The 14,872-nt window shown below is 62.9% G+C and carries 14 protein-coding genes; 5 read left to right on the top strand and 9 right to left on the bottom strand.

Annotation, left to right across the window (positions count from 1 at the left end; translation table 11 throughout):
- Positions 1–152 precede the first annotated feature (152 nt).
- The 5 genes from B0G81_RS01540 to B0G81_RS01520 form a co-directional block, all read right to left on the bottom strand.
- Positions 153–572: an organic hydroperoxide resistance protein gene (locus tag B0G81_RS01540; protein WP_134132844.1), complete on the bottom strand. Its 420-nt coding sequence runs from the start codon at positions 570–572 to the stop codon at positions 153–155.
- A gap of 174 nt (positions 573–746) precedes the next feature.
- Positions 747–1,199 carry a MarR family transcriptional regulator gene (locus B0G81_RS01535; protein ID WP_012428590.1) on the bottom strand — a complete coding sequence of 151 codons (453 nt, stop codon included), beginning with the start codon at positions 1,197–1,199 and terminating at the stop codon, positions 747–749.
- A gap of 166 nt (positions 1,200–1,365) precedes the next feature.
- Positions 1,366–2,172 carry a BPSS1780 family membrane protein gene (locus tag B0G81_RS01530; protein WP_106282650.1) on the bottom strand — a complete coding sequence of 269 codons (807 nt, stop codon included), beginning with the start codon at positions 2,170–2,172 and terminating at the stop codon, positions 1,366–1,368.
- On the bottom strand, positions 2,163–3,158 hold the full coding sequence (locus B0G81_RS01525) for a homoserine kinase (protein ID WP_106282651.1): 996 nt from the start codon (positions 3,156–3,158) through the stop codon (positions 2,163–2,165). The genes B0G81_RS01530 and B0G81_RS01525 overlap by 10 nt, the downstream gene beginning before the upstream one ends.
- 225 nt (positions 3,159–3,383) lie before the next feature.
- Positions 3,384–3,779: a hypothetical protein gene (locus B0G81_RS01520; RefSeq protein ID WP_012428587.1), complete on the bottom strand. Its 396-nt coding sequence runs from the start codon at positions 3,777–3,779 to the stop codon at positions 3,384–3,386.
- A 199-nt stretch (positions 3,780–3,978) separates the two neighbouring features.
- Here B0G81_RS01520 and B0G81_RS01515 point away from each other — a divergent pair, with 199 nt between their 5' ends.
- The gene (locus B0G81_RS01515; protein WP_116122616.1) at positions 3,979–5,505 is read left to right on the top strand and encodes an AMP nucleosidase; all 1,527 of its coding nucleotides are present in this window, start codon (positions 3,979–3,981) and stop codon (positions 5,503–5,505) included.
- Positions 5,506–5,561: 56 nt separating this feature from the next.
- Here the strand turns inward: B0G81_RS01515 and B0G81_RS01510 are convergent, their stop codons facing one another.
- Together B0G81_RS01510 and B0G81_RS01505 are read right to left on the bottom strand one after the other, a co-directional pair.
- Positions 5,562–6,092: a chromate transporter gene (locus B0G81_RS01510; protein WP_106282652.1), complete on the bottom strand. Its 531-nt coding sequence runs from the start codon at positions 6,090–6,092 to the stop codon at positions 5,562–5,564.
- A complete protein-coding gene (locus B0G81_RS01505) occupies positions 6,089–6,658 on the bottom strand; it encodes a chromate transporter (RefSeq protein WP_134132842.1) in 570 nt (189 codons plus the stop codon). The genes B0G81_RS01510 and B0G81_RS01505 overlap by 4 nt, the downstream gene beginning before the upstream one ends.
- A 97-nt stretch (positions 6,659–6,755) precedes the next feature.
- On the opposite strand from B0G81_RS01505, the gene B0G81_RS01500 reads away from it, so the two are divergent.
- On the top strand, positions 6,756–7,673 hold the full coding sequence (locus tag B0G81_RS01500; RefSeq protein WP_134132838.1) for a transcriptional regulator GcvA: 918 nt from the start codon (positions 6,756–6,758) through the stop codon (positions 7,671–7,673).
- A gap of 60 nt (positions 7,674–7,733) precedes the next feature.
- Here the strand turns inward: B0G81_RS01500 and B0G81_RS01495 are convergent, their stop codons facing one another.
- Positions 7,734–8,477: a TIGR00730 family Rossman fold protein gene (locus B0G81_RS01495; protein WP_106282655.1), complete on the bottom strand. Its 744-nt coding sequence runs from the start codon at positions 8,475–8,477 to the stop codon at positions 7,734–7,736.
- Between the two features lies 1 nt (position 8,478).
- Between B0G81_RS01495 and polA the strand changes: the two genes are divergently transcribed.
- The 3 genes from polA (at position 8,479) to B0G81_RS01480 (ending at position 13,731) form a co-directional block, all read left to right on the top strand.
- Positions 8,479–11,220, top strand: a complete 2,742-nt coding sequence (gene polA, locus B0G81_RS01490) for a DNA polymerase I (RefSeq protein ID WP_134132834.1) — start codon at positions 8,479–8,481, stop codon at positions 11,218–11,220.
- A 164-nt stretch (positions 11,221–11,384) separates the two neighbouring features.
- Positions 11,385–12,734, top strand: coding sequence for an NAD(P)/FAD-dependent oxidoreductase (locus tag B0G81_RS01485; RefSeq protein ID WP_116147086.1), 1,350 nt, complete (start codon positions 11,385–11,387; stop codon positions 12,732–12,734).
- Positions 12,735–12,846: 112 nt separating this feature from the next.
- Complete coding sequence (locus B0G81_RS01480; protein WP_134132830.1) at positions 12,847–13,731, top strand: dienelactone hydrolase family protein; 885 nt, start codon at positions 12,847–12,849, stop codon at positions 13,729–13,731.
- Between the two features lie 109 nt (positions 13,732–13,840).
- Here B0G81_RS01480 and B0G81_RS01475 read toward each other — a convergent pair whose 3' ends face one another.
- A complete protein-coding gene (locus B0G81_RS01475; protein ID WP_134132826.1) occupies positions 13,841–14,710 on the bottom strand; it encodes a sulfurtransferase in 870 nt (289 codons plus the stop codon).
- Between the last annotated feature and the right edge of the window lie 162 nt (positions 14,711–14,872).

The following is a 14,872-nucleotide window of genomic DNA, read 5'->3' as shown; positions in this document are numbered from 1 at the left end:
GCGCTGTGGATCTGCATTGCACATTGCATGCCGCGTCCGCGAACGACACAGCGCCCGCCCCTATTGTGCAGGGTGCGGGCGCTGTTCGTGACGAGCGGCGCAGTTTTCCGCGCCGCTCGAGCGATTCTCTAGCGATGCATCGAATCTGTCGCTCAGGCGATTTGCAAGCGGACGTCGACGTTGTTGCGAGTGGCGTTCGAGTACGGGCAGACCTGATGCGCCGCGTCGACCAGTTCCTTCGCCGCGCCGGCGTCCAGACCCGGCAGCGAGACGCGCAGGTCGATGTCGAGTGCGAAGCCGCCCTTCTCGTTCGGGCCGATGCCGACTTCCGCCGTGACTTGCGTGTCCGCCGGCAGAGTCTGCTTCTTCTGTCCGGCGACAAACTTCATGGCACTCAGGAAACACGCCGAGTAGCCTGCAGCAAAGAGCTGTTCCGGATTCGTGCCCGCTGCGCCCGTGCCGCCCAATTCACGCGGTGCTGCCAGCTTCACGTCCAATGCATTGTCCGACGACACTGCACGGCCGTCGCGGCCACCGGTGCTCGTTGCGCTTGCTTTGTAGAGGATGTTCATGGTGCTGCTCCTTTGTCTGGGTTGTCAGGATCTGCCAATTTGCCGCTCTTTGGTGAGCCCGCCGTTCTGGCGGAGCGCTGTCGCAGCGGCATGTGAATAAGATAGTACACAAATCATTTGTGTGCAAATGAATTTTCGCATCGCAGCGATAGCGCGCGTTTTGCAGCGAGTCGGCTAGTGGTCCATGTAATCGTTGAGGGTGGCGCGCAGGCGAGTCAGATCGTCGCGCAAACGCAGCAGAAATTCGGGCGTCTGCTGGGTCGCGCAGAAGATTTCCGCGGGCACTTCGCGCGCCTGGCGCTTGAGTGCCGAGCCAGCTTTGGTGAGCCGGATATACACGAGACGCTCATCCTCGACACCGCGTACCCGCTCCAGCAGTCCTTGTGTTTCGAGGCGTTTAAGCAGCGGCGTGACCGTCGCCGAATCGAGGTTCAGACGCGCGGCCATGTCCTTGACCGTGACGTCGTCGCTCTCCCACAGCACCAGCATGGCCAGATATTGCGGATACGTGAGGCCCAGCTTGTCCAGCAGCGGCTTGTATGCCTTGGTCATGGCAAGCGAGGTCGAGTAGAGGGCGAAGCAGAGTTGCTCATCGAGCGTGAAGGGCAAAGCGGGGCGCTGGGTCATGATGCATCTCGTATAAAAAGAGCGTGCAAATGGATTGCGCGCAAACCATTGTGCCGCAAATCGACGCAGGTTGACGAGTGCAGTTTGAAGATGCAGGGAACGGCGAGGGCAGGCGCCGCCGCGAGCGCGGCGCGGGCGCCGGAGCAGCGCCCGCGTCAGAACGGAATCAGGCCGCCGGCGTGGTCGGCAAGTCCGGTGCTTCGGGCGTTTGCACGCCGAAGCAGCCGCGATAGGTCGCGTAGAACGAGCAGTACAGCATGGTCGTGACGATCATCGTGGCGGGCATCAGGATGGCGAACGCGAAGTCGCCCGCGCCCAGCGCCTGCATCAGCGCGGACAAGCCGAGCGACACCGTCATCGCCACCGCGAACCACAGCGCGCCGAACACGATGAACGCGCCGCGGTTGCGCCAGCAACTGACGAGGCTGAAGAACATCGCCTTGACGGGCGGCACGTCATGCCACGCGGCGAGAATGGGCGAGAACCAGAAAATCATCGCCATTGGAATGTAGACCACGAAAGCCGTAATCACCGCCAGCGGGATATTGCTGTTGGCGATCGCGTCCTGATCCATCGTGGCGGCGCCGAGCATGACCTTCAGCAGCATGCCGCCGTCTGCGAGTGCTGACGCGGCCAGCACCAATGCCATCGCGACGACGTAGAGCACGCCGAGCACCAGCAGCCGTTTGGCGACCACCGGGCCGTACGAGTGAAAACCGTCCACCAGAATGGTAGGGAACACCGGTTTGCCGGCAATCGTGTTGCGGCACGCCGCCATGAAGCCGACCGCGACGCCCGGAATGAAGGCCAGCGGCAACACACCGCCGACCACCGGAATCTGCGCCACGAGCGTCATCACCAGCAGATAGGTGAAGAACAGCGTCAGGAACGCGAGCGGGTTCTTGCGGAACAGCCAGATACCCTGCCGGAACCACACATAGCCGGCTTTCGCGGGGACTTCGATCAGTTGCATGAGGTATGAATGCCTGGAAGTGCAACGCCGGTCAGGCGTTCGCGCAGAATGCGCTCGAAATGGCCGGGGTCGTGCGGTTTGAGCAATTCGGCCGCGCGCGGCAAATAAAAATCATACAGGCGCGAGACCCAGAAACGGTACGCGCCCGCTCGCAGCATGTCGCCCCAATGGCGGTTTTCTTCGGCGGTGAAGGGACGCACGGTCTGGTAGGCGCGCAGCATGGCTTCGGTGCGCGCGTCGTCGAGCTTGCCGGTGGCGAGGTCGACGCACCAGTCGTTGACCGTCACCGCCACGTCGAACAGCCATTTGTCGCAGCCGGCGAAATAGAAGTCGAAGAATCCACCGAGGCGCACTTCGTGGCCCGTCTCCGGCGCGGCGTGCGCGAACATGGCGTTGTCGCGGAACAGGTCGGCGTGGCACGGGCCTTCGGGCAGCGCGGCGTAGTCGGCCGAGGCGAAGAAGGCTTCCTGATGCGCCAGTTCGGAGGACAGCAGATCGCGTTGCTCGCCTTCCAGAAACGGCAGAATGGTCGGCACGGTTTCCTGCCACCACGGCAGGCTGCGCAGATTCGGCTGATACCCCGTGTAGTCGCGTCCCGCCAGGTGCATGCGCGCCAGCATTTGCCCGACTTCGATGCAGTGCTCGACACCCGGCGCCAGTTCCGGCGTGCCTTCGAGCTTGGTCACGATGGCCGCGGGCTTGCCATGCAAGGTGCCGAACAGCGCGCCGTCTTCGCGCGGCATGGGGTCCGGCACCGGTACGCGGTGCGCGGCCAGATGCCGCATGAGGTCGAGATAGAACGGCAGCTGTTCGGCCGTCAGCTTTTCGAAAATCGTGAGGACGTATTCGCCGCGCGTCGTCGTCAGGAAGAAGTTGCTGTTCTCAATACCGGAGGAAATGCCGCGAAATTCGACGACGTCGCCGAGATCGTAATGGCTCATCCATTCTGCAAGTTGGGGTTCGGTGACAGCGGTGAAGACAGCCATGCGGGAAACGTCGGATCAGGTTGGTCGGGCTGGCGCGATTCGGCCAGTGCGATGTGCGGCAAATGCGGTATCGGGAAAGCGTTTTTGCGGCGCCGTGAAGCGCGGCGGTATTTTCAATGCCTTACCGCCAAGGCGGCCGGCCAGGCAGTCTGAGGCTCGGGACGGCGTCTTGCCGGCGAGTGGATCCGGGCGCCGGCGCACACCGCGGCGCCGCCCCGGCATGCGTCAATAGGTCAGGTGCACCGACGGCAAACGCGTGCTTGCGCGGCCGTTGTCGCGCACGGAGGGCGACGTGTCGAGCGGCGCGCTCATTTGATAGCGCGTGCCGAGGTTCGAATGCACGTTGATTTCGACAGGCTTGCCTTTGTCGCGGTATTCGGTGATTTCGGTGCCGTTGGCGCTGCGTTCGTAGAAGCTCGGCGTGCGCGGGACGTTGATTTCGACCTTCGAACTGACCTCCGCAGCCGGACGATTGATCTTCTCCAGGTCGGGCAGGCCGGCCCGTTCGTTGGCGGACTGAGGCACGCCGGGAGCCGGTGTATCGTCGACAGGCTGGGCAGCCATCGCGGCGTTGCCAAAGGCGAAGGCCAGTGCAACGGCGACGGGAAGGAGCGGCTTCATGGTGATTCTCCAATATGGTGCCCCGATTCTAGCAAATCCCACCTGCTCCTCGGGCGCGACCGCCTTATTTTGCGCCGCTTTCGCGCGGCGTGCGCGCAAACTTGCGGGCACCGCCGCAACGTGTGTTGCAGCACCGTCAGGTGATTTGGCGAGCAACGGTTCCGTGGTAATGTGGCCTCATCATTAGAGGCGAATGAAGATGAACAACGATACCAATCAACGCGCGGTGCAGACTCCCGCCAACAGCTTCCCAACCGAATCCTTCGACGACGCGACCGAGGCCGTCACCCGCCTCTCGGCGATCTACGAAGCGAACACTTCGTTCCTGCGCGACGCCTTCGCGCGCTATCGCCGCAACGAGTTGTTCGAACGCCGGGTACGCGCCTGCTATCCGTTCGTGCGGGTGTGCACCGAGGTCAACACGCATATCGACTCACGCCGCTCGTATGGTTTCGTCGCGGGGCCGGGCGTGTTCGAGACGACCGTCACGCGGCCTGATCTGTTCGGCAACTACTATCGCGAGCAATTGCGCCTGCTGGCCAAAAACCATCACGTGCAGATCGAAGTCGGCGTGTCGGACCAGCCGATTCCAATTCACTTCGCTTTCGCCGAGGGCATCCACCTCGAAGGCGATCTGGATCGCGAGCGCCTGTTCCTGATGCGCGACGTGTTCGACACGCCGGACCTGGCGCTGCTCGACGACCGCATCGTCAACGGTACGTATGAACCGCTGCCGGGCGAGCCGCATCCGCTTGCGCTGTTCACGGCGGCGCGGGTCGATTTCTCGCTGCATCGGCTGAAGCACTATACGGCGACCTCGCCCACGCACTGCCAGAACTACGTGCTGTACACGAACTACCAGTTCTATATCGACGAGTTCGTCAAACTCGGCCGCACGATGATGGCCCATATCGACGACGAAGAACTGCGCGCCTATCGCAGCGAATACACGTCGTTTGTCGAGCCGGGCGACGTGGTCACGTACAACGCGAATCTCGGTGAGCAGGAACAGGAAGGCACGGCGCCGCCGCGTTTGCCGCAGATGCCCGCGTATCACCTGAAGCGCGCCGACGGCAGCGGCATCACGATGATCAACATCGGCGTCGGACCGTCGAACGCGAAGACCATCACCGATCACATCGCCGTGCTGCGTCCGCATGCGTGGATCATGCTCGGTCACTGCGCGGGGCTGCGCAACACGCAGCGTCTCGGCGACTACGTGCTGGCGCACGGCTATGTGCGCGAGGACCACGTGCTCGACGACGACTTGCCGCTGTGGGTGCCGATTCCGGCGCTCGCCGAAGTGCAGGTGGCGCTGGAGCGCGCGGTCGCGCAGGTCACGCAGCTGGACGGCGTCGAACTGAAGCGCGTGATGCGCACGGGCACGGTGGCGAGTGTGGACAATCGCAACTGGGAGTTGCGCGATCATCGCGAGCCGGTGCAGCGGCTCTCGCAAAGCCGGGCGGTTGCGCTCGATATGGAAAGCGCGACGATCGCCGCGAACGGTTTCCGTTTCCGTGTGCCTTACGGCACCTTGCTGTGCGTGTCGGACAAGCCCTTGCATGGCGAATTGAAGCTGCCCGGCATGGCGGATCAGTTCTATCGCGCGCAGGTCGATCAGCATCTGCAGATCGGCGTGAAGGCGATGGAGCTATTGCGGATGAACGGACTGCATCGTTTGCATAGCCGCAAGTTGCGCAGCTTTGCCGAAGTCGCGTTTCAGTGAGCGTTTTTGGCGAGCAAGGGCGAGGGCCGCTGCGGCTCGCTCCTGCTCGATCAAAATCAGAACTGCCCGAAGCCGGTTAAGCCGATCAGACTGCCAGCCGCGAGAAGCCAGAGCGGATGGATGCGCGTGGTCATCGCCATGACAGCGGTGAACGCCGTAATCGCCCAGGCAATGGCGGTTGGATTCGACGCTTCGGCAATCAGCGCCGCGCTCGCCGCGATAATGCCGGCGGTCACCGGCACCAGTCCCAACTGCGCATAGCGTCGCCACGGGCGGTCCTTGAAGCGCTCCCACGCATGCATTGCGAGGATCGTCACCAGCGACGACGGCCCGAACTTCGCCACCGACGTCACGAGCATGCCCGCCCAGCCGGCCACGTGCCAACCGATTAGCGTGACGATCATCAGATTCGGCCCCGGCGCGGCCTGCGCGAGCGCGAACAGCGCGCTGAATTCGCTGGCCGGCATCCAATGATGCACATCCACCACCTGCCGCTGCATCTCCGGAAGAATCGTATTGCCGCCGCCGAACGCGAGCAGCGAAAGCTGACTGAAAATAACGGCGAGGGAAATGAGCGTGTCGTTCATCGTGCGCTTCTCGACGCGATGTAGATGCTGAGCGGCGTCAGCACCAGCATGGTGGGCAGAAGCGGCAGCCGCATGATCGCAATTGCAATAAAGCCGAGTGCCGCGATGAGCGCGGCCATTGGGCTACGCCGCAGCGGCAGCACGATCTTCAGGGCCATCGAGATCAACAGGCCGGCCGCGGCGGCCGCCAGACCGGCGAACAGATGGCGAACGTGCGGGTCATTTTGCGTGTGTTCATACAGCACGCCGAGGCCGATCACCACCAGCGACGGTCCCGCGATCAGTCCAAGCAGACCGGCTAGCGCGCCCGGCACGCCGCGAAAGCGCATGCCCATTGCCACCGAAAGGTTGATCACATTGCCGCCCGGCAAAAACTGGCAGAGGCCGAGCAAGTCGGCGAATTCGTCGGCGCTCAGCCAGCGGCGTTGCTCGACCAGTGCGCGCCGCGCCAGCGGCAGTGCGCCGCCGAACGAGATCAGCCCGAGGCCGAGAAAGCCGCCGAAGATTTCCCGCAAGGTGGGCGTAGGCACAAGCGCGGGCTCGGACGAGGTCAGATCGTGGTCCATATCGGTTAGCTTCCAGTTCAAGCTCAGGAGGTTAGCGCCGAACCGGCCTCGAGCAAAACGATTTTTGAGCACCGCTTTGTGATCTAGAATCACAAGCATGGCCCGTAATCTTCCTCCGTTTCCCGCCTTGCGCGCATTCGAAGCTGCGGCGCGGCATGAGAGCTTCACCGCGGCAGCGAACGAATTGCATGTGACGCACGGTGCAATCAGCCGGCAAGTCGCGGCTTTCGAAACATGGCTCGGCGTGCAGGTGTTTCAGCGTCGCGGCAAACGCGTGCGTTTGACCGACGACGGACGCCGCTACCTGTCCACTGTCCAGGCTGCATTCGACAGCATCGCGCACGCCACGGATCAATTGCGCGACACCGGTGTCGTCCATGTGCTGCGCGTGAATGCGTTGCCTACCTTCGCGATGAAATGGCTGCTGCCGCGGCTGCATCAGTTCCAGCGTAAGGTGCCGAACGTAGAGTTGCGACTGGCAACCTCGAATGCGCCGGTCGAGACGCTGGACGCTTTCGACGTTGCCGTGCGGCGTGGTCCCGCGCATTGGCCCAATTGCGTGAGCAGCCATTTTCTCGGCGAGACCGAGATCCCGGTGTGCAGCCCCGCGTTGCTGCAACGCTCGCCGATCAAGGTTGCCGACGATCTCGCGCGGCACGTGCTGCTGCATTCCGACACGCGGCCGGATGCCTGGCGCAACTGGTTAGCAGCGGCTGGCGTGACGGCGAAATGCCGCAAAAAACAATCGTTCGATCACTTCTATCTGGCCTTGCAGGCTGCGGTGGACGGCCTCGGCGTGGCGCTGGGCCCAGTGCCCATGCTGGCGGATGAGCTAACTTCGGGACGGCTCGTGATGCCGCTGGCGGGTCCGCGTATCGATGCGCGCGGCTACTGGTGGGTGGCGAGGCGCGAGGTCGCGGATGCGCCGCTTGTGAGCCAGTTCTGCGAATGGCTGCAAGCGCAAGGCGATCAGTTCGATCAAATGGAAACGGGCAGCCTTGAGGCTGCCCGTTAGGATCTGCATATCCACACCGCTGCGTGCATCATTTCGCGCCATGGCGCGAAGCGTGCAGCCTCACAGATAGAACATCCGGTCTTCGTCCGACTTGGTCGGCTGCGGCTCGGTTTCTTCGCGGTCTTCATAGAACTTCAGCACCGCTTCGAGCACCTGGTCCGGATCGTCGATGACCTGCATGAGGTCCATGTCGGTCGGATTGATCAGGCCCATGGGCGTGAGCGAGTTCTTGAACCATGCGAGCAGGCCTTCCCAGAACTCGGCACCCACCAGGATGATCGGCACATGGCGCGACTTCTTGGTCTGGATCAGCGTGAGCACTTCGGCGAGTTCGTCCAGCGTGCCGAAGCCGCCGGGCATGACGATCACCGCGTCCGAGTTCTTCACGAACGTGACCTTTCGCGTGAAGAAATGGCGGAAGCGCAACGAGATGTCTTGCCACTGATTGCCCGACTGCTCGTGCGGCAATTCGATGTTCAGACCGACCGAAGGCGCCTTGCCCGCATGCGCGCCCTTGTTGGCCGCTTCCATGATGCCCGGGCCGCCGCCCGAGATCACGGCGAAGCCGGCATCCGAAAGCTTGCGCGCGATTTGCGTGGCCAGTTTGTAGTAGGGTGAGTTCGGTTTCAGCCGCGCTGAACCATAGATGCTGACAGCCGGACGAATCTCCGAGAGGTACTCGGTCGCCTCGATAAACTCTGCCATAATTGTGAACATCTGCCACGATGCGCGGGCCTTTTTGGCCGTTGCGCGCTCTTGATCTGCGAGTGATCGCAGACTCGGAATCACTTTTCTCTTAGTCATAATGCCTGAAGAACGAAGCCTTGAAGGTAAGACCCTGCTATTGGTCGACGGTTCGAGTTATCTGTACCGGGCCTACCATGCGATGCCGGATCTGCGCAGCCCCGACGGTAATCCCACGGGCGCGCTCTACGGGATGATCAACATGCTGCGGCGCATGCGCAAGGAAGTCACAGCAGAGTATAGCGCGTGCGTGTTCGACGCCAAGGGCAAAACGTTTCGCGACGACTGGTATCCCGACTATAAGGCGAACCGCCCGTCGATGCCGGACGACCTGTCGCGTCAGATCGAGCCGATTCATGTGGCCGTGCGGGCGCTCGGCTGGCCCTTGTTGATGATAGACGGCGTCGAGGCCGACGACGTCATCGGCACCCTCAGCACGGAAGCGGAAAAGCGTGGCATGAATGTGATCGTGTCGACGGGTGACAAGGATCTGGCGCAGCTTGTGTCGGATCATGTCACCCTCATCAATACGATGACTAACGAAACGCTCGACCGCGCCGGCGTGCTCGCCAAGTTCGGCGTGCCGCCGGAGCGCATTGTCGACTACCTGTCGTTGATCGGCGATACCGTCGACAACGTGCCCGGCGTCGAGAAATGCGGGCCGAAAACAGCGATCAAATGGCTGACGCAATTCGATTCGCTAGATGGCATCGTCGCACATGCTGACGAAATAAAAGGTGCGGTAGGAGACAATCTGCGCAGAGCGCTCGATTTTCTGCCAATGGCGAGGAAACTCGTCACCGTCGAGCGCAATTGCGACATGACCGACCATATCGTGTCGATCGAGGAAAGCCTGCAAAGCCGGCCGGAATCGCGCGAGGAACTGCGCGAGGTGTTCACGCGCCACGGCTTCAAGACGTGGTTGCGCGAAGTGGAAATCGCTGATGCCGTGGAAGGCCCGGAAACGGATGTGCCGCCGGCTTTGTCCGTGGATCACGAGCGGCACTACGACACCGTGCAGACGTGGGAACAATTCGACGCGTGGCTCGAGAAGATCAACGCGGCCGAGTTGACCTCGTTCGATACCGAAACCACCTCGCTCGATCCCATGACTGCTCAGATCGTGGGGCTGTCGTTGTCGGTGGAAGCCGGCCGCGCGGCGTATGTGCCGCTCGCGCATCGCGGCCCGGACGCGCCCGTGCAATTGCCGCGCGACGAAGTCCTCGCCAGGCTCAAGCCGTGGCTCGAAAGCGCCGAGCACAAGAAGGTCGGTCAGCATCTCAAGTACGACGAGCAGGTGCTGGCGAACTACGGCATTGAAATGCGCGGTGTCGAACACGACACGCTGCTGCAATCGTACGTGGTCGAATCGCATCGCACGCATGATATGGACAGCCTCGCGCTGCGCCATCTCGGCGTGAAGACGATCAAGTACGAAGAGGTCGCGGGCAAGGGCGCCGGGCAGATCGGCTTCGACGAAGTCGCGTTGGACAAAGCCGCCGAGTACGCGGCGGAAGACGCCGACATCACCTTGCGGCTGCACCAGGCGCTGTATCCGCAAGTGACTGCCGAGAAGACACTTGAGTACGTGTATCGCGCGATCGAACTGCCGACCTCGCGTGTGCTGCGCAAGATGGAGCGCACCGGCGTGCTGATCGACGCGGAGAAACTGCGCCAGCAAAGCAGCGAAATCGCCACGCGTCTGATCCAGTTGGAAAGTGAAGCGTATGTGCTGGCCGGCGGCGAATTCAACCTGGGTTCGCCCAAGCAGATCGGGCAGATCTTCTTCGAGAAGCTGGAGTTGCCGGTGGTCAAGAAGACGCCGAGCGGCGCGCCTTCCACCGACGAAGAAGTGCTGCAGAAGCTCGCCGAAGACTATCCGCTGCCGAAGATTCTGCTCGAACACCGCGGCTTGTCGAAGCTGAAGTCGACCTACACCGACAAGCTGCCGCGCATGGTCAACGCCACCACGGGCCGCGTGCATACGAACTATGCGCAGGCCGTGGCGGTCACGGGGCGCCTCGCGTCGAACGATCCGAACCTGCAGAACATTCCCGTTCGCACCGGCGAAGGCCGCCGTATTCGCGAAGCGTTTATCGCACCGCCCGGACACAAGCTGGTCTCGGCGGATTATTCGCAGATCGAATTGCGCATCATGGCGCACATTTCCGGCGACGAATCGCTGCTGCGCGCGTTCTCGCAGGGCGAAGACATTCACCGCGCCACGGCCGCGGAGATTTTCAGCGTGACGCCGCTCGAAGTGTCGAACGATCAGCGTCGCGTGGCCAAGGTCATTAATTTTGGCCTGATCTACGGCATGAGTTCGTTCGGTCTCGCCGCGAACCTCGGCATCACGCGCGACGCAGCCAAGCTCTATATCGACCGCTATTTCGCGCGTTATCCCGGCGTGGCGCGGTATATGGACGAAACGCGCGTGAGCGCGAAGGCCAAGGGTTATGTCGAGACGGTGTTCGGCCGCCGCCTGTGGCTGCCGGAGATCAACGGCGGCAATGGTCCGCGCCGTCAGGCGGCCGAGCGCGCCGCGATCAACGCGCCCATGCAAGGCACGGCCGCCGATCTGATCAAGCTCTCGATGATCGCGGTGCAGAACTGGATCGAGGCGTCGAACATCGGCACGCGCATGATCATGCAGGTGCACGATGAATTGATTCTCGAAGTACCGGACGCGGAATTGTCCGATGTTCGCAAGCGTCTGCCCGAGTTGATGTGCGGTGTCGCCGACCTGAAAGTGCCGCTGGTCGCCGAAGTGGGCGCCGGCCTGAACTGGGAAGAAGCGCATTGACGTGCGTGTGACGGGGCGCGATATCGTCGTGCGCATGTCACACATGCGTATTGATGGCTTGTGACAACCCGTGCTGCTCGCGGACAATCGCTGAAAGACGGCGCCCATGTGATTCTCGTGTGCGCCGCACGACGCATAACCCATCGGCAAATACGGAGAGTTCCATGCATCGTTTTATCGTCGTTGGCGGAGGCGCGGGGGGATTGGAGCTGGCGACGCGTTTGGGCGATCGCTATGCACCCCATAAGAACAAGGGCGGTGTGCAGGCGCAGGTCACGCTCGTCGACCGCAACCCCACACATATCTGGAAGCCGCTCCTGCATGAAGTGGCGGCGGGCAGCATGGACCCGTTCACGCAGGAGCTCGAGTATGCGGCGCAAGCGCGTTGGCACGGCTTCGAATTTCAGCAGGGCGACCTGACCGGGCTGGACCGCGCGAACAGGCGCCTCACGCTCGGCACCGTGCTCGACGACGACGGCGCCGAGCTGCTGCCCGAACGCGAACTCGAATACGACACGCTGATCATTGCGATCGGCAGCACGACCGCCTTCTTCGGTGTGAAAGGCGCGCCTGAATTTTCCCTCGCACTCGACACCGTCAGCCAGGCCGAGCGTTTTCGCAAACGTCTGATTGCGGCCTGCATGCGCGCCGAGCATCAGGTGCATGAACCCGTCGAAGCAGCGCCGGACGCCGGCGCGCCCAGCGAGCCGCGCATTCAGGTGGCGATTGTCGGCGGCGGCGCGACGGGCGTGGAACTGTCGGCGGAATTGCGCAACACGGCGCAGGTGCTATCCGCCTACGGTCTGCATAAGCTCGATCCGCGGCATGATGTCGGCATTGTGCTGATCGAAGCGGGGCCGCGCATTCTGCCGGCTTTGCAGGAGCGCGTTTCGACGGCCACGGCCGAGCTGCTCACCAAGCTCGGCGTGAAGTTGATGATCGGCGAGACCGTGGCCGAAGTCGCGCCCGGCATGATCCGCACCGCGAGCGGCAAAACCGTGCGCGCCGACTTGACGGTGTGGGCGGCCGGCATCAAGGCGCCGGCGATTTTGAGCGAGCTCGACGGCTTGCCGGTCAACCGGCTGGGTCAGCTCATCGTGCGCCGTACGCTGCAAACAGAAACCGACGACAACGTCTTTGCGCTCGGCGATTGTGCCGCTTGCCCGTGGCCGGGCAACGAGCGCAACGTGCCGCCGCGCGCGCAGGCGGCGCACCAGCAGGCGAGCTTCCTGATGAAGGCGCTGACGGCACGGCTCGAAAACAAGCCGCTGCCGGAGTTCACCTATCGAGACTTCGGCTCGCTGGTGTCGCTTGGACATTTCAGCGCGGTCGGGAATCTGATGGGTGGGGTGATCGGCGGCAATATGCTGATCGAAGGGTTGTTCGCCCGCTTCATGTACATGTCGCTGTACCGGCTGCACATCGCCGCGCTGCACGGCTACGCGCGAATGGTGCTCGATACGTTTGCTCACTGGTTGCGCCGTACCACGCTGCCGCGGGTCAAGCTGCACTAGGCGCGCTGACGTGCGCTGATGCGCCCGGCCGTTGCTCGGGAACGTTGCATCTGCAACAGGATGCCTGTCAGGCGTATCCTGTTGCCTCCAACGTTCAACCGAGGAGCGCCGCATGCTGCAACCCGACATCGACAGCCTGGTCCCGCACGTCCCTTTCAACCGGCGTACCTTCATTAAGGCTGCGCTCGGCACTGGCTTCGCCGCCGCCGTGCTGCCGGTCTCGGCGCAAACCATTCATACCGATACTGACGGCCTCGAAGCCGGCGAAGTGGCGGTGCGCTCCGGCGACACGCTGGTGCCGGCCTATCGCGCGCAACCGAAAGGCAAGACGCACTTACCGGTGATCATTGTCGTGCACGAGATTTTTGGCGTGCACGAGCATATCGCCGACGTGTGCCGGCGCTTCGCCAAACAGGGTTATCTCGCGATCGCGCCGAATCTGTATGAACGGCAGGGCGATCCGACCGTTTATACGAGCATGCAGCAACTCAACGAGCAACTGGTCAGCAAAGTGCCGGACGATCAGGTGATGCGCGATCTCGACGCGACCGTCGTTTGGGCTGGCGAGCATGGCGGCGATCTGAACCGGCTGGGGGTGAATGGGTTCTGCTGGGGCGGGCGGATGGCGTGGTTGTACGCCGAACATAACCCGGGGCTGAAGGCGGGGGTTGCCTGGTATGGGCGGGTAACGGGCGCAAAAAACGCGATGATGCCGGAGAATCCGCTCGATCAGGTTGCGCAGCTTCGCGCGCCGGTGCTGGGGCTTTACGGATTGCAGGATCAGAGCATCCCGCAGGGGACGCTCGAACAGATGAAGCAGGCTATCGCGCAAGGTCCGCAAGTGGGACGCGGTTCGCAGTTCGTCGTGTATGACGATGCGGGTCATGCGTTTTTCGCGGACTACCGGCCGAGCTACAAGAAGGCCGATGCGGAAGACGGCTGGCGCCGTGCGCTGGCATGGTTCAAACAGCATGGGGTGGCTGCGATTGCGATTTAAGGCGGCCAGCAGGCCCGCGCTTCCTCGCTTGCGATAAAAAAAGGCCGTTGCCGCTTTCGGGCGGCAACGGCCTTTTGCTAATGGCGTGCTGTGGTGTTCGCTGCGGCGCTCAAGGATTTGCGCCTGTCGCAATGGGCCGCTTCGGGTCCGAACTCCACTCGCTCCACGAGCCCGCGTACAACGCCGCGCCGTGCAGGCCGGCGACTTCCATCGCCAGGGCATTCACGCATGCCGTCACGCCCGAGCCGCATTGCAGGACCACGTGCTCCGGCGGCGTGTCGGCGAGCAGCGCGTGGTATTCCTCGCGCAACGTGTGAGCCGGCTTGAAGCGACCGTCTGCGGTGAGGTTGTCTTTAAAGAAGCGATTGAGCGCGCCCGGAATGTGGCCGCCGACACGGTCCAGTGTCTCGTTCTCGCCGCGATAACGGTCGGCCGCGCGCGCGTCGACCACCACGCGTTCCTTCGAACCCAGATTGCGTTCGACTGTTTGCGCATCGACCGTGACGGACAGCGGCGCGCCTGCTTTGAAGTCGCCCGTGTTCTGAGCCGGCGCGTCCTGCGTCAGCGGATAACCGCCGGCTTCCCATGCCTGGAGGCCGCCGTCGAGCAGCGCGACAGCGTCGTGACCGAGCCAGCGCAGCAGCCACCACGCACGGGCGGCGTACATGCCGCCTTGCGCGTCATAGGCGACGACCTGCTGGCCCTGCTTCAGGCCGCGCGATTCCAGCGTCTCCACCAGCCGCGCGCGATCCGGCAACGGATGGCGGCCATTGTGACCGTTCTTCGGCCCCGACAGATCGCGATCCAGATGCAGGTAATGCGCGCCCGGCAGATGCCCGGTCAGATAGGCTTTTTCGCCCGCTTCGGTGTCGGCCAGATCGAATCGGCAATCGATGACGAACACGCTGCCCGGCGCGGCGGCAAGCCGTTCCGCGAGATTGGTCGCGGAAATCAGAGTGGTGTAGTGAGTGTGCGGCATGACGTCTCCTGTCGACCCGACTTGGCGCTTCAGCGCTTAGTCGGGTCCCATGCAAAGCTCGATGCGGGCAATGGCGGCTCCGTTGGCGGCGACTTGCCGCCACCAGCGGATGGCCAGCTTATGTCGTTAGTCTAAACAAAAAAAGACGGACCGAAGCCCGTC

Origin of the sequence: Paraburkholderia sp. BL6665CI2N2 (assembly GCF_004366535.1) — a bacterium.
In the GTDB taxonomy this organism is placed as follows: domain Bacteria; phylum Pseudomonadota; class Gammaproteobacteria; order Burkholderiales; family Burkholderiaceae; genus Paraburkholderia.
The sequence above is the reverse complement of the archived record's forward strand: the minus strand, read 5'-3'. Positions and strand labels throughout refer to the sequence as shown.

Coding starts and splice junctions, on each gene's coding strand:
- B0G81_RS01485 (WP_116147086.1), top strand. CDS start 11,385: ATGCATCGTTTTATCGTCGTTGGCGGAGGCGCGGGGGGATTGGAGCTG.
- B0G81_RS01480 (WP_134132830.1), top strand. CDS start 12,847: ATGCTGCAACCCGACATCGACAGCCTGGTCCCGCACGTCCCTTTCAAC.
- B0G81_RS01540 (WP_134132844.1), bottom strand. CDS start 572: ATGAACATCCTCTACAAAGCAAGCGCAACGAGCACCGGTGGCCGCGAC.
- B0G81_RS01535 (WP_012428590.1), bottom strand. CDS start 1,199: ATGACCCAGCGCCCCGCTTTGCCCTTCACGCTCGATGAGCAACTCTGC.
- B0G81_RS01525 (WP_106282651.1), bottom strand. CDS start 3,158: ATGGCTGTCTTCACCGCTGTCACCGAACCCCAACTTGCAGAATGGATG.
- B0G81_RS01520 (WP_012428587.1), bottom strand. CDS start 3,779: ATGAAGCCGCTCCTTCCCGTCGCCGTTGCACTGGCCTTCGCCTTTGGC.
- B0G81_RS01495 (WP_106282655.1), bottom strand. CDS start 8,477: ATGACTAAGAGAAAAGTGATTCCGAGTCTGCGATCACTCGCAGATCAA.
- B0G81_RS01500 (WP_134132838.1), top strand. CDS start 6,756: ATGGCCCGTAATCTTCCTCCGTTTCCCGCCTTGCGCGCATTCGAAGCT.
- polA (WP_134132834.1), top strand. CDS start 8,479: ATGCCTGAAGAACGAAGCCTTGAAGGTAAGACCCTGCTATTGGTCGAC.
- B0G81_RS01475 (WP_134132826.1), bottom strand. CDS start 14,710: ATGCCGCACACTCACTACACCACTCTGATTTCCGCGACCAATCTCGCG.
- B0G81_RS01505 (WP_134132842.1), bottom strand. CDS start 6,658: ATGGACCACGATCTGACCTCGTCCGAGCCCGCGCTTGTGCCTACGCCC.
- B0G81_RS01510 (WP_106282652.1), bottom strand. CDS start 6,092: ATGAACGACACGCTCATTTCCCTCGCCGTTATTTTCAGTCAGCTTTCG.
- B0G81_RS01530 (WP_106282650.1), bottom strand. CDS start 2,172: ATGCAACTGATCGAAGTCCCCGCGAAAGCCGGCTATGTGTGGTTCCGG.
- B0G81_RS01515 (WP_116122616.1), top strand. CDS start 3,979: ATGAACAACGATACCAATCAACGCGCGGTGCAGACTCCCGCCAACAGC.